At 53.2% G+C, this 20852-nt stretch carries 17 protein-coding genes and 1 other annotated feature; of the genes, 6 read left to right on the top strand and 11 right to left on the bottom strand.

Annotation, left to right across the window (positions count from 1 at the left end; translation table 11 throughout):
* On the bottom strand, nucleotides 1-394 hold a 394-nt coding region (cueR, locus tag QRY16_RS07305), incomplete at its 3' end, for a Cu(I)-responsive transcriptional regulator (RefSeq protein ID WP_289776139.1).
* Nucleotides 395-1034: 640 nt separating this feature from the next.
* Here cueR and copA point away from each other — a divergent pair.
* The 3 genes from copA to ybaK all read left to right on the top strand — a co-directional run bounded on the left by copA (nucleotide 1035) and on the right by ybaK (nucleotide 5089).
* A complete protein-coding gene (copA, locus tag QRY16_RS07300) occupies nucleotides 1035-3548 on the top strand; it encodes a copper-exporting P-type ATPase CopA (RefSeq protein WP_289776138.1) in 2514 nt (837 codons plus the stop codon).
* A gap of 72 nt (nucleotides 3549-3620) precedes the next feature.
* Nucleotides 3621-4424, top strand: a complete 804-nt coding sequence (locus tag QRY16_RS07295) for a TraB/GumN family protein (protein ID WP_289776137.1) — start codon at nucleotides 3621-3623, stop codon at nucleotides 4422-4424.
* 185 nt (nucleotides 4425-4609) lie between these two features.
* On the top strand, nucleotides 4610-5089 hold the full coding sequence (gene ybaK / locus QRY16_RS07290; RefSeq protein WP_193403543.1) for a Cys-tRNA(Pro)/Cys-tRNA(Cys) deacylase YbaK: 480 nt from the start codon (nucleotides 4610-4612) through the stop codon (nucleotides 5087-5089).
* Here ybaK and QRY16_RS07285 read toward each other — a convergent pair.
* Complete coding sequence (locus QRY16_RS07285) at nucleotides 5086-5955, bottom strand: LysR family transcriptional regulator (protein WP_193403544.1); 870 nt, start codon at nucleotides 5953-5955, stop codon at nucleotides 5086-5088. The two genes, ybaK and QRY16_RS07285, sit on opposite strands and share 4 nt — an antisense overlap.
* 87 nt (nucleotides 5956-6042) lie before the next feature.
* On the opposite strand from QRY16_RS07285, the gene QRY16_RS07280 reads away from it, so the two are divergent.
* On the top strand, nucleotides 6043-6477 hold the full coding sequence (locus tag QRY16_RS07280) for a multidrug/biocide efflux PACE transporter (protein WP_289776136.1): 435 nt from the start codon (nucleotides 6043-6045) through the stop codon (nucleotides 6475-6477).
* Nucleotides 6478-6523: 46 nt separating this feature from the next.
* On the opposite strand, the gene ushA is transcribed toward QRY16_RS07280, so the two are convergent.
* Entirely contained in the window at nucleotides 6524-8206 is a 1683-nt protein-coding gene (ushA, locus tag QRY16_RS07275) for a bifunctional UDP-sugar hydrolase/5'-nucleotidase UshA (RefSeq protein ID WP_419776116.1), read from the bottom strand.
* A gap of 630 nt (nucleotides 8207-8836) precedes the next feature.
* On the opposite strand from ushA, the gene ybaL reads away from it, so the two are divergent.
* Nucleotides 8837-10519 carry a YbaL family putative K(+) efflux transporter gene (gene ybaL / locus QRY16_RS07270; RefSeq protein ID WP_289776134.1) on the top strand — a complete coding sequence of 561 codons (1683 nt, stop codon included), beginning with the start codon at nucleotides 8837-8839 and terminating at the stop codon, nucleotides 10517-10519.
* A gap of 85 nt (nucleotides 10520-10604) precedes the next feature.
* On the opposite strand, the gene QRY16_RS07265 is transcribed toward ybaL, so the two are convergent.
* The 4 genes from QRY16_RS07265 to QRY16_RS07250 form a co-directional block, all read right to left on the bottom strand.
* A complete protein-coding gene (locus QRY16_RS07265) occupies nucleotides 10605-11906 on the bottom strand; it encodes an inosine/guanosine kinase (protein ID WP_289776133.1) in 1302 nt (433 codons plus the stop codon).
* 58 nt (nucleotides 11907-11964) lie between these two features.
* Nucleotides 11965-12924, bottom strand: a complete 960-nt coding sequence (gene hemH, locus QRY16_RS07260; protein WP_193403551.1) for a ferrochelatase — start codon at nucleotides 12922-12924, stop codon at nucleotides 11965-11967.
* A 114-nt stretch (nucleotides 12925-13038) separates the two neighbouring features.
* On the bottom strand, nucleotides 13039-13683 hold the full coding sequence (adk, locus tag QRY16_RS07255) for an adenylate kinase (protein ID WP_193403552.1): 645 nt from the start codon (nucleotides 13681-13683) through the stop codon (nucleotides 13039-13041).
* A gap of 120 nt (nucleotides 13684-13803) precedes the next feature.
* Entirely contained in the window at nucleotides 13804-14676 is an 873-nt protein-coding gene (locus QRY16_RS07250) for a DUF6024 family protein (RefSeq protein ID WP_289776132.1), read from the bottom strand.
* A 198-nt stretch (nucleotides 14677-14874) separates the two neighbouring features.
* Between QRY16_RS07250 and QRY16_RS07245 the strand changes: the two genes are divergently transcribed.
* Nucleotides 14875-15744 carry a LysR substrate-binding domain-containing protein gene (locus QRY16_RS07245; RefSeq protein ID WP_289776131.1) on the top strand — a complete coding sequence of 290 codons (870 nt, stop codon included), beginning with the start codon at nucleotides 14875-14877 and terminating at the stop codon, nucleotides 15742-15744.
* A 33-nt stretch (nucleotides 15745-15777) separates the two neighbouring features.
* Here QRY16_RS07245 and htpG read toward each other — a convergent pair whose 3' ends face one another.
* The 4 genes from htpG to dnaX form a co-directional block, all read right to left on the bottom strand.
* Nucleotides 15778-17646: a molecular chaperone HtpG gene (gene htpG, locus QRY16_RS07240; protein ID WP_289776130.1), complete on the bottom strand. Its 1869-nt coding sequence runs from the start codon at nucleotides 17644-17646 to the stop codon at nucleotides 15778-15780.
* Nucleotides 17647-17749: 103 nt separating this feature from the next.
* Entirely contained in the window at nucleotides 17750-18355 is a 606-nt protein-coding gene (gene recR, locus QRY16_RS07235; RefSeq protein WP_193403556.1) for a recombination mediator RecR, read from the bottom strand.
* Nucleotides 18355-18684, bottom strand: coding sequence for a YbaB/EbfC family nucleoid-associated protein (locus QRY16_RS07230; RefSeq protein WP_193403935.1), 330 nt, complete (start codon nucleotides 18682-18684; stop codon nucleotides 18355-18357). Before QRY16_RS07230 ends, recR begins: the two co-directional genes overlap by 1 nt.
* A gap of 55 nt (nucleotides 18685-18739) precedes the next feature.
* Nucleotides 18740-20725 (bottom strand): DNA polymerase III subunit gamma/tau, encoded by a 1986-nt coding sequence (dnaX, locus tag QRY16_RS07225; protein WP_289776129.1) that lies wholly within the window; start codon nucleotides 20723-20725, stop codon nucleotides 18740-18742.
* Nucleotides 19337-19398 (bottom strand) — a sequence feature (DnaX frameshifting element). It overlaps the preceding gene by 62 nt.
* Nucleotides 20726-20852: the final 127 nt, after the last annotated feature.

Genomic DNA, 20852 nt, shown 5'->3' with positions numbered 1-20852 from the left:
GATGACAGCAACCCGCCAGGTTATTAATGATGGGGCATTCGGCGCCGTCATCGCCCGGACAGGCTTCTGCCAGCGCTAATAAACGTGCACGCATGGCGTGGAGTTCTTCAATGTGCACCGCAATTTCGTCTGCCTTTTGCAACGTGCGCGCTTTCACATCCGCGCTATGACGTGCGGGATCGTTGAATAACGTGACCAGTTCGCGGCACTCGTCAAGCGTAAAGCCCACCTGACGCGCCTGGCGCAATAAATTCAGCTCTTCGACGTGATGCGGATTGTAGCTACGGTACCCGTTCTCACTGCGCAACGGTGGTGTGACAATGCCCTTCTCTTCATAAAATCGAATTGCTTTGCTGGTAAGCCCGGTTGTTTTCGCTACATCGCTGATATTCATTTTCTCTTTCCCCTCCCCTCCCGAAGGCGGGTAACTGAATGACGCAACCCATAAAGGCGCTATGCCCGTTTAATTATTTACCTGCTGAATGTCTCCTGAAATCTCCCGATTTGCCACGCTTAAGTGAGCGCAAGGTAGACATACGACTAAAAAGGATTGTAGCCCACTATGCCTTGTAAACAGCAGGTGCAGCGTGAATACAGCTCCTGGCTTCCGATATAGCGGAGTGGTCGTTCGTTGCAGTGCAATATTGTTCCCGCCCTGCGATGAAACGAGTTGCGAACGGGTATTGCTATCCCGCGCTGCCTCCGTCTGGTAAGCCCGATGTAATTACTCAGAGGAACCGGGTATGCCCAATGCGAAACCCTTTACCCGGTTCGCCGTAATGTATATTCATTGCGCTGCCCCCAATGTTAACGCATCTGCCAACCTTGCAAGCTTCCGCCGAATGCGTTTTCCTTCGCACTCTCGCCGCCCTGTTTGCATTTCATCGCTATTCTTACGTTTTTTAACAGGTGTGCGGAAAGCCTCCAGCAGCCAGCCAGTTAAATGCTTGACCTTCCCCTTGATGGAAGGTCTAACCTTTAACACTCATCGAAAATGACCACACGGTCAAATAGCATGAAACGAGGAGTTGAATATGTCACAGACCATTTCCCTGACGCTGGACGGATTGTCTTGCGGTCATTGCGTCAAGCGCGTGAAAGAGGCGCTGGAACAGCGTAGCGATGTCGAACAGGCAGAAGTTACCCAGCAGGAAGCGCAAATTGTGGGCGATGCTGAGGCCGCTGAACTGATTGCGACGGTTGAGCAAGCGGGCTATCACGCCAGTCTGAAAGCAGATAACAGCCACCCAAAGTCTGAGCCGTTGACAGCAGCAGAGCCGCTGCCGGAGGCGCTGACAACGGAATTTACTTCTCAACCGGCAGAAAAAACGTTGCCGGCCCATTTTCTGTTAATTGATGGCATGAGTTGCGCCAGCTGCGTCAGTCGGGTTGAGAAAGCGCTGCAACAGGTAGAGGGAGTGAGCCAGGCGCGCGTCAATTTAGGTGAACGCAGCGCGCTGGTGCTGGGTAACGTCGAACCACAACAGCTGGTCGCCGCAGTTGATGGTGCCGGTTATGGCGCGCAGATCATAGAAGACGAGCAGGAACGCCGCAAGAAACAACAAAGCAGCGCCCGTAAAGCCATGCGCCGTTTCAGCTGGCAAGCTGCGGTTGCGCTGCTGTTTGGCATCCCGCTGATGCTTTGGGGCATGCTCGGTGACAATATGATGTTGACCGGGAATAACCATACGCTCTGGCTGACGCTGGGTATTGTTACGCTGCTGGTGATGATCGTTACCGGCAACCATTTTTATCGTAGTGCCTGGCGCAGCCTGATGAACGGCAGCGCCACAATGGATACGTTGGTCGCGCTTGGCACAGCCGCTGCGTGGATCTACTCCTTCAGCGTAGTGCTGTGGCCGGATTTTTTCCCGATGCAGGCACGCCACCTCTACTTTGAAGCCAGCGTAATGATTATCGGCCTGATAAATCTTGGCCATGCGCTGGAACAGCGAGCGCGTCAGCGTTCATCGAAAGCGCTTGAGCGCCTGCTCGATTTAACGCCGGACCAGACACGCGTCATCACCGATGATGGCGAAAAATTACTGCCCGTTAGCGCAGTGCAACCAGGCATGATACTGCGATTAGTTACCGGCGATCGCGTACCGGTTGATGGCGAAATTCAGGACGGCGAAGCCTGGTTAGACGAAGCCATGCTGACCGGCGAAGCCGTGCCACAAAGCAAATCTGCGGGCGATACGATTTTTGCCGGTACGCTGCTGCAAGATGGCGCGGTGCGCTTCGTTACCAGCGCGACCGGCAATCACACCACACTGTCGCGCATTATTCGTCTGGTTCGTCAGGCGCAAAGCAGTAAGCCAGACGTTGGTCGTTTAGCCGATCGGATTTCAGCTGTCTTTGTCCCGGTCGTTGTTGCTATTGCCGTTATTAGCGGGCTGCTCTGGTATTTGTTTGGGCCACAACCGCAAATTGCCTACACGCTGGTGATTGCGACCACGGTATTGATTATCGCCTGCCCCTGCGCCCTGGGTTTAGCGACGCCAATGTCAATTATTGCCGGTGTGGGTCGCGCTGCGGAACTGGGCATACTGGTGCGTGATGCCGATGCGCTTCAACGCGCCAGTAAAATCGACACGCTGGTATTCGATAAAACCGGTACGTTAACCGCCGGTACGCCACAGGTAACTGACGTTATCCCCCTCGGTCCTGCTGACCGTCAGGCTGTTTTGCAGGCCGCCGCCGCACTTGAGCAGTCAGCCAGCCATCCACTGGCGAAGGCGATTGTCGCAGCAGCGGGTGAGGCAAAACAATCGGAGGTAGAGCAGTTTCGTACCCTACGCGGTAAAGGCGTCAGCGGCCTACTCGACGGCAAAAAAATGCTGTTGGGCAATGCGATGCTAATGCACGAGCAAGGCATTGATTGCCCGTCTGTACAGGCCGACATCGATCGGTTGACACAGCAAGGCGCAACGCCCGTTTTACTGGCGCAGGATGACAAACTGACGGGCTTAATTGGCTTGCGTGATCAGTTACGTGACGAAAGCCACGCGGCTCTCCAGCGGCTGCATCAAGCCGGTTATCGGCTGGTTATGTTGACAGGCGATCATGAAAAAACCGCGCGCGTTATTGCCGCTGAAGCTGGAATTGACGAAGTGATTGCCGGGGTATTACCAGAAGGCAAAGCCGATGCGATAGCAAAAATGCAGCAGCAGGGCCGCGTAGTGGCAATGGTCGGCGATGGCATTAACGATGCCCCTGCGCTGGCACAGGCCGATGTGGGTATTGCGATGGGTGGCGGCAGCGATGTCGCCGTGGAAACCGCGGCCATTACCTTAATGCGTGCCGATTTAAACAGCGTTGCTGATGCCTTAGCCCTCTCCTCTGCGACCTTACGCAATATTCGGCAGAATTTATTCGGTGCGTTTGTTTATAACAGCATCGGTATTCCGGTCGCGGCGGGAGTGCTTTATCCGCTGACCGGCACGTTGCTAAGCCCCATTGTGGCGGGCGCAGCAATGGCACTGTCATCCATTACCGTGGTAAGCAATGCTAACCGACTGTTGCGTTATCATCCGCCGCGTCAGTAATCGCCACTACAACGCTATTTTTCACGTTCTGAAATCGCTAGCATGGCGTTTTAAGCGAATTAAGGACAGGGAATGACAGGTAGCGCTTGGCATACTTTGCGCAGATTAATGAGCCGACTGTTTCCCGTCAGCTATCGTTGGCCTGCCATCGATGTGCGGCTTGGCAATCGCACACTGCATCTGGTAGGCAGTATTCATATGGGCACCCGCGATATGCAGCCGTTGCCCGATCGTTTACTACGCCAGCTGCAACAGGCTGATGCGCTGATTGTCGAGGCGGATATTACTCAGGGCGGCTCGCCTTTTGAAAACAGCGGTGAGCGCGCGCCCTTAGCCGAACGTATTGATACTGACGCTCTGGCAAAGCTTGACGCTCTGTGTAACGAACTTAATCTTACTGTCAGCGTCTTTGACACCCTACCCGCCTGGCAAATAGCGCTAATGTTACAGGCGCAGCAGGCTCAACGATTAGGGCTTCGACCCGATTACGGCATCGATTATCAGCTCTTACAGGCAGCAAAAAACTGGCAGAAGCCGATAATTGAACTGGAAGGCGCGGAGACGCAGATTGCGCTGCTAAAAACGCTGCCGGACGATGGCATGATGTTGCTGCAGGATACGTTAATGCACTGGCACACCAATGCACGGCTGCTACAGATGATGGTGAGCTGGTGGCTGGATGCGCCGCCGCGTCAGTCACACATTGCCCTGCCGACCACCTTTAGTCAGGCGCTTAACGACACGTTAATCAGCCAGCGTAATACCCAGTGGCGCAGCACGTTACAGGCTCTGCCTGCCGGGGAATACATTGTCGCCGTGGGCGCGTTGCATCTCTACGGCGAGGATAATTTGCCGGATCTGCTTAAGATTTTATAAAAAAAGAGAGCCGATAGTTTTATCGGCCCGTCAAAGAGGAATTTGTTTATGATTTTGGTTATCGCTCAGCAATTGCGTTGCTGGCGCGGGGCCAATTTTCACCCAAAGAACAAACTTTCGCCATCTTTATTCACTATTTTTTGCCATAAGATTATGGTGATCACCTCAGCAAAACAGGTACAGCTATGACACCCGCAGTAAAACTACTTGAAAAACAAAACGTCAGCTTTACATTGCATCCTTATGATCACGACAGCCAGGAAACGCATTTTGGTGATGAGGCGGTCCGAAAACTCAATCTAAATGCACAACAGGTTTACAAAACGCTGCTGGTGGCGTTAAACGGTGATGCAAAACAGCTGGCGGTTGCGGTCACACCGGTTGCCAGCCAGCTTGATTTAAAGAAGGTCGCTAAAGCGTTCAAGGCAAAAAAAGCCGATATGGCCGATCCGCAAATGGCACAGCGCATTACCGGCTATTTGGTGGGGGGGATCAGCCCGTTAGGCCAAAAAAAGCGTCTGCCAACGGTGATCGATCATTCAGCCGCTGAATTTGCCACCCTGTTTATCTCTGGCGGCCGACGGGGTTTAGACATTGAGTTAGCTCCGCAGGATCTTTCTCGTCTGTTGGATGCGCCGCTCGCCGATATTGCTCGCCGCGACTAAACGCGCGGCTGAGCGCAGAGTTGATCGATCATCCAGCGTCCGGCGGGTCCTGGCGGATTGCGCCGCGACCAGATCACTTCTATCGCAATATGTTGCGGCCAACCCGCTAAAGGTAGCTCTTGTAAAACCCCATGACCAAACTGGTTTACCAGCCAGCGCGGTAAAATACTCCAGCCAAACCCCTGCTCAGCCATTTCCAGTAATAAAAGATAATTGGGTGCCGACCATACACGCCCCAGCGGCAGCGTCTCACGCTGATCAACCCAGGTGTTCAGGCGCAAATGACGCACTTCTTCTAGCTGGCTTTCGCGAAGAGTGGCTTGTTGCGCCAGAGGATGATCGCGATGCAGGTAAATCGCCATCTGCGCTTCAACCTGTAAACGTGCCATCGCAATATCCGCAGGCAAGCGTGGCTGGGTGCGAACCACGCCTAAATGCACCCGGCCAGTTTGTAACAGATCGAGCACATCTTCGTCTTCCGCCATCATGCATTCCAGCTCAATCTCCGGGTAACGTGCATCAAACTGCCTGAGAAGTTGTTCATGATGATCGGTTTGCCAAAAATCAGATACGGCAAAACTCAGACGAGGCTCAACGCCTTGCGCCAGCTGCACCGCCAGCGTATCCAGACGTTCACTGGCGGCCAAAATCTGCTGCACCTGCGGTAACGTCCGCCGTCCTTGTTCGGTAAGCAGCGGCTGCCTGCCGCTGCGATCAAACAGCATAAAACCGAGATCGTCCTCCAGATTCGCCACCGCCGTACTGATTGTTGACTGACTTTTACCTAGGATACGCGCAGCAGCAGAAAACGATCCGCTGTTCACGGTTTGCACAAAAGCTTCAAGAGATTCGGGGGAATATCGCATTTTATCCATCGCTTTTATCGATAGTTATTCATTTTATCCTGGCATTTTTTCGTGAGAAGCTGCACGGCTAATTAAGAGGAGATCATTATGCGTACCCGCTCAATGAAAGAACGTTTTTTACATGCCGCTGGATTTGAGATTTTAGCGATCCTTACGGTATCGCCGCTTGCCGCCTGGGTAATGGAAAAGCCGCTGTTTCAAATGGGCACGCTGGCAATAATGCTGTCGAGCGTCGCTATGCTGTGGAACATGGTCTATAACAGCGGCTTTGACCGCCTTTATCCGCCCGATCAGACTCGCCATTTCTCCTTACGTGCCCTACATGCGCTGGGTTTTGAGGGCGGATTTATCCTGATTGGTTTACCGATTGCCGCGTGGATGCTAAGCATTACGCTGTTACAGGCGTTTCTGGTGGAGGTGGCATTTTTCCTGTTTTTTCTGCCCTATACCCTTGGTTACAACTGGCTATGGGATAAGCTACGTCAGCGCTGGATAGTGCGTAAATCTTGCGAAGCCCGCTAAAAAGGAGGCGCTTACGCCTCCTTAAGTTCAATACGTTGACCCGTCCTTACGACCAAATCCACGCCAGGATCATCTTTGGATAGCTGCGTTTACGTGACTTTTCCGCCGCTTTGTCGCGTGCTTTAATCTGCGACTCCGTTAAATGAATAATCTCATCTTCCGGCATGTAATCGCTGGCTTTGATCGGTGAATGTGCGTTAATCCACGCGCGTAAGACTTGCGCATCGACATCGCCGCTATTCACATAACCGGCATGGTTATCCAGACGCGGATAGCCATCGCCGCCAGCCGCATTAAAGCTGTTAGTTGCCATGCGATAGGTTTGTTTATCATCGATCGGCTGGCCGTTAATCTGCACATCACTTACCGTGCTGCCGTCAGCAACCAGACTCACATTAGCAAACTGGGCAAAGCCACCAGAATCAGGTTTGAGGTTGGCAACCACCGCCAGGTACTTTTTAATCTCAGCCCCAGTCAGGGGGACCGACACCACCTGATTACCAAACGGCTGCACCTGCAACAAATCACGCCAGGTCAGCTTGCCCGGCTTCAGAGAAGTGCGAATGCCTCCGCCGCTCATCACGGCAAAATCGGCGTGAGTATGCGCCATCTGCGCCCGCAAAATAAGCTGCCCAAGATTGGTTTGTTCAAAGCGCACTTTTTCGTTTTCACCCTCGAATACGCCTTCAGCGCTGCCCACATTAATCTTCAGCTTCGTCTCTGCGCGTTTCTGGTACGGCATCAACAGCTTCATCATGGCGGTGTTTTTCGGGATCGCTTCCTGCCAGGTCAGCCAGGTTTCGCTGCCATCCATATTCTTAATTTTATGCTTAAGATTCACCGACACCAGTTGATACGACTCTAGCGAGATCTCACCATTTCGATAGGTAAAGTCGCCGCGACCCACATATTTGCCCCATTTATCGGCCTGCATAATCCAGACCCCGTTTTGTTTATCGGGCTGGCAGGGCTGGCCCGGCTGATAATTTTTGACGCTGACATTCTCTTTTTCCATGCACACTGCATCATGTGAATGACCGCCCACAATCATATCAATCGTGCCTTTCGGCAGGCTACGCGCCAGCGTCACATCGCCAGGCGCGTTGCTGCCGTGCTTGCCATCGGCGTAGTAGCCAAGGTGCGTCAGTGCGACGATCACATCGGGCTTTTCACTGGCACGCAGTTCAGCCACCGCTTTTTGGGCTTCGCTAATGGGATCGCGGAATTCGATGTCGTTCAGACCCGCCGGATTCGACAGCCGCGCGGTGTCTGGTGTAATCAAACCGAGCACGGCAATTTTTAATCCCATACGTTTAAACACCGCCCACGGCTTAAACATCCTTTGCCCACTGCTTTTCTGATAAACATTTGCCGCTAAAAACGGGAATTTCGCCCATTTCTCCTGCTTGCGTAGCACATCAAGTGGTTTATCAAATTCGTTTTTACCTAACGTCATGGCATCGTAGCCAATCAGGTTCATGCCACGAATATCAGGTTCGGCGTCTAATTCATCGGATTCAGGCACACCAGTATTCACGTCACCGGCAGACAGGATCAGCGCGCCACCGCCTTTGGCCTGTATGTCGTAACGCAGCGTATCCATTAACGTCTTTTGTGCAGCCAGACCGTATTCGCCCTGATCGTTAAACCAGAAATGGCCGTGTTCATCGTTGGTGTGAAGGATGCTGAAACGGTAAGTGCGATCCGGCACAGCCGCCTGAGAAAGCATCGGTGTCAGCGCCAGCAGCAGCGCGATTCCTTTTTCTGACCAGCGTGGTAACAACAAAGCCACTCTCCTTATTCACCCATTTGGCCCGTTTATCTGCGGGCTAGCTTGCTAAATCGACCTTCTGTTTCGCACATTCCTCTCTTTAACTCAAGGCCAAACGCGATCAGAAACCATTCAGCCCGTTATATCTTCACTGGCCGAAACAGCGCGAGCGTTAACAGATATTTGCCTTTATGCTGGGGCGACCAGGCGGGTGTTTACATGGCGGGCGATGGGGAATATGCGTTATTTATTTCTTACCGGCAGTCTGGACGCGGCAGCGCCTGCGTGCCAGCACATAGTTTTTACATTTACGGCTGACAGCCAGTAACGAGACGTACAACACCTTTCCTGCCTGTTAATCGTCGCAATTATCGCTTTTCCGACAGGAATATTTTTTCATTCCCTTCCTTTATAAACCCGGCTTACGGCCGATATTAGAGATAATGCGTTAAAACAGGCGTTAGATTGCGCTTTCATCTTAATTAATCACTTTTTTACCTTAAACCCATAAATTATTCAGCGAACGGCTGCGGGTTGCATTAAACTCAGTTGTTACAAGCGGATACATTTGCATACAAGGAGACAACCATGCATCACACCACACCGTTGATCACTACCATTGTCGGGGCATTGGTTCTGGCTTTTCTCCTTGGCATGCTGGCAAACCGCCTGCGAATATCACCGTTAGTGGGCTATCTGCTCGCGGGCGTGCTGGCCGGTCCGTTTACGCCCGGCTTTGTAGCCGATACCAATCTGGCGCCCGAACTGGCTGAATTAGGTGTGATTTTGCTGATGTTTGGCGTCGGCCTGCACTTCTCCTTAAAAGATTTGATGTCGGTAAAATCGATCGCCATACCCGGCGCCATCGCGCAAATTGCGGTGGCAACGTTATTAGGTATGGGCTTGTCGTGGGCGATGGACTGGTCATGGATGACCGGTCTGGTATTTGGCCTGTGTCTTTCTACCGCCAGTACCGTGGTGTTGCTGCGCGCGTTAGAAGAACGTCAACTTATTGATAGTCGGCGCGGTCAAATTGCGATTGGCTGGTTAATTGTCGAAGATCTGGTGATGGTACTGACGCTGGTCCTGTTGCCCGCAATTGCCGGAATGCTGGAACAGGGCAACGCCAGCGCGGGGTTGCTGGTCTGGGATCTGCTGCTGACCATCGGCAAAGTCGCGGCGTTTATGGTGTTAATGATGGTGGTTGGGCGCCGTGCGGTGCCGTGGATCCTTGCCAGAAGCGCCGCCACCGGTTCGCGTGAACTTTTTACGCTGGCGGTGTTGTCGCTGGCGCTGGGCATCGCTTTCGGTGCCGTTGAATTCTTTGACGTGTCTTTTGCCCTTGGCGCATTTTTTGCCGGGATGGTGCTCAACGAATCTGAACTGAGCCACCGCGCCGCACACGATACCTTGCCGCTGCGCGATGCCTTTGCCGTGCTGTTTTTTGTCTCAGTCGGCATGCTGTTTGATCCGATGATTCTGCTAACGCAGCCATTAGCGGTGCTTGGCGCCCTGGTGATTATCGTGGTGGGTAAATCCGTCGCCGCCTGGCTGCTGGTATCGCTGCTCGGTCATTCACGTCGCACCGCCTTAACCATTTCCGTTAGCCTGGCGCAGATTGGCGAGTTTGCGTTTATTCTTGCAGGCCTGGGCATCTCTTTGGGCCTGCTGAGCGCGGAAGGACGCAATCTGGTGCTCGCCGCAGCGATTCTTTCCATTATGCTCAACCCGATTCTGTTTACGCTGCTTGAGCGGTATCTGGCGAAAACCGAGACCATAGAAGAACAGACGCTGGAAGAAGCCATTGAGGATGAGAAACAGATCCCGGTGGACATATATAATCATGCGGTCATTGTTGGCTATGGCCGCGTGGGCAGTTTGATTGGTCAGAAACTGCTGGAAGCCAATGTGCCGATGGTAGTGGTGGAGAATTCTCGTCCCCGGGTTGAAGCGTTGCGTGAAAAAGGAATTAAAACCGTGCTGGGCAATGCCGCCCGGGCCGATACCATGGAGCTGGCGCGTCTGGATTGTGCTCGCTGGCTGCTGTTGACCATTCCCAATGGCTATGAAGCAGGTGAAATTATTGCGGCGGCACGCGAAAGGCACAAAAGCATTGAGATTATCGCACGGGCGCATTATGACGACGAAGTAGACTACATCTTAGAGCGTGGTGCTACGCGCGTGGTGATGGGGGAACGTGAGATCGCCAATAGCATGTTGCATATGCTGGCAGAAGAAATGGCGCAGGATCGCCAGGATCTGGCGGGTTAAGGCACGCCGTAGCCCGCTTTTGCACCAAAGCGGCCCCTGCACTTTCCCTTCTCCCGCTTCGGGAGAAGGAAAGGCTCGCACAACGTTATCGATCCCAATAAGACTCTTCCAGGCTGTCTTCTCGCTCTGGCAAGCCACGCATCAGGCGCGGTGAATGCTGATTTAGCACCTGATAACTTACGCGGTTGGCGTATTTACACACCTGGGCCAGCGAAGAGTAAGTCAGATAAGGCCGGGCGTGTTTACTGGAGTTCGGCACTTTCAGGCGGTGATAATTGTTTGCGGTGATGTCATGCAGCAACGCGGCCAGTGCGCCATCTCCTGCCCCGTTGGTATTCATAATTTTCTCCGGACCGCCCATGTAAGGTGCAATATGGGAAAAAATACGCAACGGTTGCTGGCAGTCTTGCTGGCGCATCACCCGACTGAATTCATACTGGTTAAATTCTGCAATCGCCCCCGGCAATAGTGGATGATTAGTTATGCGCTTGAATTCGTCTTCAGTGTAGCCTGCCATGTATAAGCCGGTCGGACCGGCGGTACACAGCACCACATCCACCCAATTCAGTGCCATATTGGCAGCTAACAGTGGATCCGCTTCACCGGTCAGCGCGAACGCTTCTTCTTCATTCATGGCGACAATTGAAACGTGATCGCGTAAGAAATCGCGCCAGAACGGCGGATTGGCGCCAATCACATGTTTCGTCCCCAGCGTCAGCACCACCGGCACGTTGTGTCGTTTGGCGTATTCAATCGCCTTGAGCGTAGCCTGCGGCATCGGCTCGCTGTCGTGGCAGCGCACCAGATACGATGTCAGCACCAGCGCCGAGGCCCCTGCAATCACCTCTTCAGGGATGCTGGCAGGCTGCAACTGGTTCATCTGCCCTGGACTGATGGCGAAGGTGCGCTCTCCCTGCTCGCTAATCAGTGTAAAGCAGCGACCGATTGCGCCATCAATTCCCTGCAGATAGTTGAGATCCATGCGGCTGGAGGTATTGCACAAATAACGATAAGCGTAGCCACCAATCTGAATGTTATTGCACATCACGCCCAGCAAGACTGAGCGATCATCGGCCAGCACCGAGTAGTTATGCAGCGTATTGCCGATAGTGCCGCCTGCAAACTGATGACTGATCAACGCGTCACGCATCAGCTCTGTATACAGCGCCTCAGCAACAGCATCCTCGATCACTGATGAATGGCCGGCGCTTAAACCGTAGCGCGCCAGAAAGGTGTCATCTACTTTGGCTTCAATATCGACCAGGGTCTGATCGATACCCACTACCCAGCAGCCCTCCTCAACTTCATGCTGAGTCGGCTGCAATAAGGGATCGCGTGCGCTTACGGGAAAATAGTGTTTGGATTTGCGTTTGCCAGGGAATTTCATGGAGGCTGCCGTAGGGGAAAAACAGGCAGAGAATGATACCACATTCTCTGCCTGTGCTTTAGCGGCGTGCGGTAATCAGTTGCACCATCATGTCGATATGCGCTTCATCATCATTTAAAGCCGGGATGTACTCAAATTTCTCACCGCCGGCATGCATAAAGAACTCACGGTTCTGCTCACTGATCTCTTCCAGCGTTTCCAGACAATCAGCGGAAAAGCCCGGACTCATCACCTGCACATGCTTCACGCCTTTGGCTGGCAGACCTTGCATGGTTTCGTCAGTGTACGGCGTTAACCAGGGTTCGCGACCAAAACGTGACTGGAAGGTCAGCTTAACTTGATCGTTGCGCAGCCCGAGCGCTTTTGTCAGAGCGGCGGTAGTATCGGCACAACGCTGCGGATAATCATCGCCTTCATCGGCAAAGCGCTGTGGAATGCCGTGATAAGACATGACCAGCAAATCTGGCTGCCCGTGCTTAGCAAAAGCGCGTTCGACCGAGGCTTTCAGCGCCGCAATATAAGCCGGATGATCGGCATAATCGCGAATAAATTCAACATCCGGCAGCGAGCGGTAATTTTTGAATACAGCCGTTAAGCCATCCCACACCGCAGCAACGGTGGAGCAAGAGAATTGCGGATAAAGCGGCAGAACGATCAAGCGTGTGACGCCTTGCGCCATCAGGCTGTCAACCGCGCTTTTCAGGCTGGGATTACCGTAGCTCATACCCAACGCTACCGGCATATCAAGTTGCGCGGCGAGCGCATCTCGCTGACGCTGGCTATAAACCATCAGCGGCGAGCCGCCTTCCATCCAGACCGATGCATACAGTTTTGAGACGCGCGGCGATCGGAACGGCAAAACAACGCCAGTGAGAATCGGCCACCAAAGCCAGCGCGGTGTATCGACTACGCGCGGATCGCTCAGGAACTGTTTCAAATAACGTTTAACTGCAGGTGTGGTTGGGGCGTCTGGCGTACCTAAATTTACCAGTAACACGCCGGGCTTATCTTGCCTCATTGTTATTCCTTGCTGACGACGGGGGTGCGTGAAAACGAGGGAAATTGTAGCGGAAATAAGAAGTGGTAACAGCGATTACTGCAAGAGGGGCCAGTTAAACCAGCCCCAACGCGCTTAACCGAGGATGTCGGCCAGTTCTGCGCTTACTTCAGATACGCTACGCGTACCGTCAATTTTGCGATAGGCGGTGTTGCCCGCTTTGGCTTCTTTGCTGTAGTAAGCAATCAGTGGCGCGGTCATCTGATGGTATTCCACCAGGCGCTTGCGCACGGTTTCTTCCTGATCGTCTTTACGGGTGGTCAGATCTTCCCCGGTCACGTCGTCTTTACCTTCCACTTTTGGCGGGTTGAAGGTGACGTGATAGACGCGGCCAGACGGCGCATGAACGCGACGACCCACAATACGTTCAACGATCAGTTCATCCGGTACGGCGAATTCCAGCACGTAATCCACGTTAATCCCGGCTTCCTTCATCGCATCTGCCTGAGGAATGGTGCGTGGAAAACCGTCTAACAGGAAACCTTTTTTGCAGTCGTCCTGCGCGATACGTTCTTTTACCAGCGCAATAACTAACTCATCGGTAACCAGCTTGCCCGCATCCATAATGGCTTTCGCCTGGTTACCAAGATCAGAACCTGCTTTCACTGCAGCACGTAACATGTCGCCGGTGGAGATTTGCGGAATGCCATATTTCTCCATGATGAATTGGGCCTGAGTCCCCTTACCTGCGCCCGGAGCACCGAGCAGAATAATACGCATTGCGTAAATCCCCTTGCGAATCGCATTGATCAATCTGAGAAGGCGAAGAACATACCATTATGATCCGCGCATCACAAGGAAGGCACGGATCCTGTTGCGGCTACTTTACTGGCTTTCTGGTCAGATACCAGTCTGCCGGTTCAGGGTGACGCCCTTTTCGGATTTGTGGCCAGCGGCAAACAAGTTTTGTAGCTGCTTACTGACATCATGCGTGACGTTAATGCTTTTTTTGCCGCCACCACGTACATTCGCGTTAATCTGTAAACTCTCGTGGTTCGGCCATATCACCAGTTCTTCTGAACTTTTTAGCGTGGCCAGCAGCGAGGCCGGTAAGGTAAAACTGGCAAACGGTAAGCCGGGCTGGTGGCTGGAATTTAGCATGACCGGTGAAGTAAGCGAGATAGTATCAATAATGGCCGTGTTATAGGGTCGCCAGTCATCTTCATCCAGACGTTTGAGCGTATTTTGAATGGCTGTTCCCAGCGTCAGGCCGTGTTCGAACAGGCGTAATTCGCTGCGCACCAGCGTGCTGAAATCCTGCGTGCGTAACGCCACCAGCACCAGCTCATTGCCCAGCTCAGCATGACGATCAAGGCGTGTAACAAACAGCTGTGCTTCATTTATCAACCGATGGTGCAACATGCTGGCGAAGCTTTCGCTGGCGTCGGTAACGCCCCGCTGCTGGCAATCGCTTAAGGATCGCACCATACCCTGTGGCACATCAATATGCGGCACCAGCGTAATGTTACCCGCCATCAGCGGTATCGCGGGCAGTACGTTAAGTTCGGTGACAGGATAATGAGAAGCATAACGTGTCTGATTGCGTGCCTGTTCCTGACGTAAAAAAAGTTGAGAGAGCAGGACGCGCGCCACATGTAACGATGGTGTGAAGAACAGATCAAAATGTTCCAGCTTGTACAGTCGTGACAATATGAGACGCAACCTATCTCGTGCCTCTGAAGTACTTTCAGATGAAGAAGATAAGGGAGCCATCGTATTTTTTTCTCATAATAATTGCGGTGTGATGGCAAGCGACTCGTCCTAAGCCAGGCGGAGCAAAGCCGAATAAAGGCACAAACAAACTTATCGGTCAACCCGCCAAAATTTGCTCAGAAGGGTAGGCCAATGCGACTAGACTTTAAAATGATATAAACTGACAATCCCTGTTAGGTTTTTACACAGGGGCTGAGTATGACCGGACTACCACCGCTGAGAGCGCTGCACTATTTTCACCAGGCAGCTTTAAACAGCAGCTTTAGTCTGGCGGCCGAACACCTGCACGTCACACACAGCGCCATCAGCCACCAAATACGCCAGCTTGAAAACTGGATGGGCAAACCGTTATTTATCCGTACTCATGGGCGCGTCAAATTAACCTCACACGGTGAACGCTTACTTATCAGCTGTCAGAAAGCCTTCAGTGAGTTGCACACTACCAGTGAAAGCATTCGTACCGGGATGCGTCACCATTTAAACGTGTCATGTTCACCCAGTTTTTTGTCGCAATGGCTGATCCCGCGTATTGCCACCTTTTATCAGCGCCATCCTGAAATCGAAGTTCAGTTTCAGGCGCTGGCAGAAATCGATCAGCTACGCAGTGAACATATCGATGTGTTAATTCTCAGCTACGAACGGCCCCCGGATGGCGATATTGATGCCACGCTGGTAAGCGAAGATTATATTGGCCCACTGTGTTCGCCGCACTTCGCGCAGCGTTTTCGCAATGTACATGACCTGGTGGAGTTACCGCTGCTGCATGCTGACACCCGCCTGCACGCCTGGTCAGAGTGGGCAAGCAGCGCCGGGGTGCGAGGAAATTTTCTTGCGGGTAAGCATTTTGAGAATCTGACGTTAGGTATTCAGGCGGCACGTAATGGGCTGGGCGTAATCATGGCGCCGCGTTTGCTGGTTCGTCAGGAGCTGGAGGATGGCACGTTGATAGCACCCATTGGTTTTGTCCAGGTTGCGCGCGCAACCTGGATGATGACCAAAGAGAGTCGGCGACACAACGCGGAGATAAGCCTGTTTCGCCACTGGCTACGCGAAGCGGCGCAGCCATAAAAAAAGCCGGTGAACCTTGTCACCGGCTTTTTTTTAGGCCGTCAGCAGCTGATTCATGCGACGGATAAACTGGTTCGGATCATCCAGCGTGCCACGCTCAGCCAGCAGCGCCTGATCCAGCAACAATTCGACCCATTCGCCGAAACGCGCTTCGTCCGGCGTATCAGCAACACGTTTCACCAGTTGGTGATCCGGGTTGAGTTCAAAGATGTACTTCACTTCCGGCACTTCCTGACCCGCCGCCGCAAACAGCTTCGCCATCTGCGTGGTCATTTCATTCGCGTCGGTGGTGACAATCGCTGGCGTATCGGTCAGACGATGCGTTAAACGCACCTCTTTCACGCGTTCGCCCAGCAGCGTTTTCACCCGCTCAACGAACGGTTCCAGCGCCTTTTCAGCTTCTTTCTGCTCTTCGGTCTCTTCATCTGCCAGCTTGCTCAGCGACTCATCCGCTTTGCTCACCGACTGGAAAGCATGTCCGTCGAACTCGGTCAGATAGCTCATCATCCATTCGTCAATGCGATCAGACAGCAGTAAAACTTCAATGCCTTTTTTGCGGAACAGTTCCAGATGCGGGCTGCTCTTCGCGGCGGCATAGCTGTCGGCGGTGATGTAATAAATCTTCTCCTGACCTTCAACCATACGGCTGACATAGTCTTCCAGCGAAATAGTCTGTTCTGCACCTTCGCTTTGCGTCGTTGCGAAACGGAGCAATTTGGCGATAGTTTGCTGGTTGGCATGATCTTCCGCCGGGCCCTCTTTCAGCACCAGACCAAACTCTTTCCAGAAAGTTTGATATTTATCGCTGTCATCCTTCGCCAGTTTTTCCAGCATTTGCAGTGCACGCCGGGTCAGCGCACCACGCAGGCTTTGGGTCACGCGGCTATCCTGCAAAATTTCACGCGATACGTTAAGCGGCAGATCGTTGGAATCAATCAGTCCCCGCACGAAGCGTAGGTAATTCGGCATAAACTGCTCAGCATCATCCATGATGAATACACGCTGCACGTACAGTTTCAGACCGTGTTTATGGTCGCGGTTCCACATATCAAACGGGGCGCGCGCCGGGATATAAAGCAAGCTGGTGTATTCCTGCTTACCTTCTACGCGGTTATGGCTCCAGATGGCCGGATCGCTGAAGTCATGCGCAATGTGCTTATAAAACTCGGTGTACTCTTCATCACTGATGTCAGCTTTATTACGCGTCCACAGCGCCTGGGCTTTGTTGATCTTTTCCCAATGAGTGGTGTCGTTTTCTTCGTCTTTGCTTTCGATTTCCACTGGCAGTGCAATATGGTCGGAATATTTACCGATGATATTGCGCACGCGCCAGGCATCAAGAAACTCATCTTCGCCTTCACGCAGGTGCAGCGTAATTTCAGTGCCGCGATCGTCTTTAGTGATGTCTGCGATAGTGTAGTCACCCTCGCCCGCCGATTCCCAGAATACTCCTTCGTCGGCTGATGCACCCGCCGCGCGGGTACGCACGGAAACTTTGTCCGCGACGATAAACGCTGAGTAGAAACCGACACCAAACTGACCAATCAGCTGGCTGTCTTTGACCTGGTCGGAACCCAGCGACTCCAGAAACGCTTTAGTACCGGATTTCGCAATAGTACCGAGATTCTCGATCACCTCGTCACGGCGCATCCCAATGCCGTTATCGCTTAGCGTGATGGTGCGGTTGTCCTTATCAACAGAGAGACGCACGCGCAAATCGCCATCGCCTTCATATAAGCTGGCATCAGACAGCGCACGAAAACGCAGCTTATCTGCCGCATCCGAGGCATTGGAAATCAGCTCACGCAGAAAAATCTCTTTGTTTGAATAGAGAGAATGGATCATCAAGTGCAGAAGTTGTTTTACTTCCGATTGAAAACCACGTGTCTCTTGTCCTTTCATGGTCATTGCTACCTCAACAAAACAGGTTGAACAAACGTTGAGGAAGATGTGGGGATGGGAGCGAAAATTTCAAGCCGGTGTCAGAGATAACACCGGCAAGCGTTTAAAATTTAATCTTGTGACGACCGGCCAGCGAATGCGACAGCGTGGTGCCATCCACCATTTCAAGCTCGCCCCCCACCGGTACACCATGTGCAATGCGGCTGGCATCAACACCATACTGCCCGCACAGCTCAGCGATGTAGTTAGCGGTTGCTTCGCCTTCCACGGTTGGATTGGTGGCGAGGATTACTTCCTGAATGGTTTCTTTTTCCAGACGCTGTTCAAGCCGATCCAGACCAATATCGGCCGGGCCAATGCCATCAAGCGGCGAAAGATGGCCCATCAGTACAAAGTAGCGACCAGCGAACTGCCCGGTTTGCTCAATGGCATGAATATCTGCCGGGCTTTCTACTACGCAGATCAGACCATTTTGCTGACGCCGGGGATTGGCGCAAATCGTACAGATTTCCTGTTCAGTGAAAGTACGGCAATCAGCACAATGACCGATTTCCGACATTGCCCGCGTCAATGCCTGCGCCAGCCGCATGCCACCGCTGCGATCGCGCTGCAATAGCTGAAAAGCCATACGCTGTGCCGATTTCGGCCCAACGCCAGGCAAACAGCGCAGCGATTCCATCAAAGATTCAAGCAGTGGACTGGTTTGCATCAGAACGGCATCTTAAAGCCAGGCGGCAGTTGCATGCCGGAAGAGACGTCTGCCATTTTTTCTTTCTGCGTTTCATCAATGCGGCGTGCTGCATCGTTGAAAGCCGCAGCGATAAGATCTTCCAGCATCTCTTTGTCGTCTTCCAACAGGCTTGGATCGACTTCCACACGACGGCAGTTGTGCGCGCCGTTGATCGTCACCTTCACCAGACCTGCACCTGATTCACCGGTGACTTCCAGTGCGGCGATCTCTTCCTGAACTTTGGCCATTTTGTCCTGCATTTGCTGGGCCTGCTTCATCAGGTTGCCCAATCCGCCTTTACCAAACATAGTTTTCTCTCTCAGCTGTGGCCACAACGCTATCTCCCGGACAGCGGCAGCGTGATCAAACGGGTCGGATACTCTCTTCATCCAGATCAGCGTCAAAAAAGCGACGCAGCGTCTGAATATGAGTATCACTAGTGATCGACTGGCGCGCCTGCGCCAGCTTCTCTTCATAAATGGCCTGACGCCACTCCAGTGGCGTCAACACCGTCGAATTATCATCTTCAATGACCGACAGTTCAACTGCCAGCCCGGCGGCCTGACTTAATGCTGCACTTAATGCCTGTTGCGCGGCGGACGAATTCAGATGTCGCTGGCTGGAACGCAGGTGCAAACATATGCCGTTGGCCGTGGTTTCTTTCCAGGCGTTTAACGCCAGCTGCTGCACCAGTTTTGGTAGCTGCAGCGCCGCAATTTCGGCGGCCCAGGCGTCGCGCTGTTGCGCCTCTTCCGCCAGCCGTGCCGCCAGCTCAGGGGTTTTCTCATGCTCTAGCGCAGAACGCAAGGCTTTTGGCGTCGCCACTGGTTCGGGGGTATTCACTGGCTGGGTTTGCGCTTTCCAGCGGTAGGCTTCTTTTTTTACCGGCGTCGTGGATGCGTTATCGCGAATGCGCTGTTGGCTACGCTCGGTAACCGAGGCCAGCCGCTCCAGCGCGGAGTTGGCCGGCCGCGCTCCAGGCGCCGCCGGCTCACTCTTTTTTAGTTTGTTCGCTCCCCGGCGCAGCAGCTGCGTGCGCGCCTGCAACAGCTGACTGGTGGAACTGGGTAACGAAGGATCCGGTGCAGCCACAGGCGATGTTTCATGATGCTGAGTAACGGATGCCGCATCATCGGGAGGGGCCATTTGCGGTTGTGCCGCTTGTGGCTGCGCAATGTTTGGTTGTGCCTGGGCCGTTTGCGGCTGCGTAGCGGCGAGTTGCTGCAGTAACGCCGGACGTGCTAATGGCTCAGCTACCTGCGCTTTTGGATGAAACGCGAGCGCACGCAGCAGCGTCATTTCAACCCCCATGCGGCGATCGGGCGCCATGGGCAGTTCTTTGCGCCCCATTAACAGCGTTTGGTAATAAAGCTGCACATCCGTGGGCGGGACTACACGCGCTAATTCGCGCAACCGTAATGCATTGCTCTCTTCATCATCATTTAAGGAGGTTGGCAGCAGTTGCACCATCGCAATACGGTGTAGCAAACGCAGCATTTCAACCAACAGGGCTTCCCATTCCACGCCGCGTGATGCGGCCTGACTGAGCAACGCCATCACCTGTTCACCGTTACCATCCACCACCGCTTCGATCAGGCCCAGCGGCTGTTCATCATCCAGCGTGCCCAGCATGGCGCTAACGGTTGCGCTACTGACCGCACCCTGCCCCATCGCGATGGCCTGATCGGTCAGACTTAACGCATCGCGCATACTGCCATCCGCGGCGCGTGCCAAAAGTTGCAGTGCTCGCGATTCGCTCTGAATCTGCTCCTGCTGTAAGACGTACTCAAGCTGCTGGCGGATTTGATCGACATCCAGCGCTTTGAGATGGAATTGTAAACAGCGAGAAAGAATGGTCACCGGCAGTTTTTGCGGATCGGTGGTTGCCAGCAGGAATTTGACGTGCGACGGCGGTTCTTCCAGCGTTTTCAAGAGGGCATTAAAGCTGTGGCGCGACAACATATGCACTTCATCAATCAAATAGACTTTGAATCGACCTCGTGCGGGCGCGTATTGCACGTTATCAAGCAGATCGCGCGTATCTTCCACTTTGGTACGCGAAGCCGCATCGATCTCAATCAGATCAACGAAACGGCCTTGTTCAATCTCACGGCAGTTGTCGCACTGTCCGCACGGCGTAGCGGTAATGCCGGTTTCGCAGTTAAGCCCTTTGGCCAGCAGACGAGCAATAGTGGTTTTCCCTACCCCGCGCGTGCCGGAGAAGAGATAAGCATGATGGATTCGTCCCAGAGACAATCCATTCGCCAGCGCCGTCAGAACATGTTCCTGACCGACTACGTCAGCAAAAGCCTGGGGACGCCATTTTCGCGCAAGTACCTGATAGCTCATGTGGATTCGACGAATTTAGATGGAAAGGTGAGCGCAGATGTTTTGCAACTCCTGTATAGCGTTGCAGTAGTCTAACAGCGAGAAATGTATCTGCCTATCACTGGTTATCTCGATGACCCGCAAGAAA

It is taken from the genome of Mixta mediterraneensis (genome assembly GCF_030283135.1).
Classification (GTDB): Bacteria; Pseudomonadota; Gammaproteobacteria; order Enterobacterales; family Enterobacteriaceae; genus Pantoea; species Pantoea mediterraneensis.
This window is presented reverse-complemented; position numbering and strand designations above follow the sequence as displayed.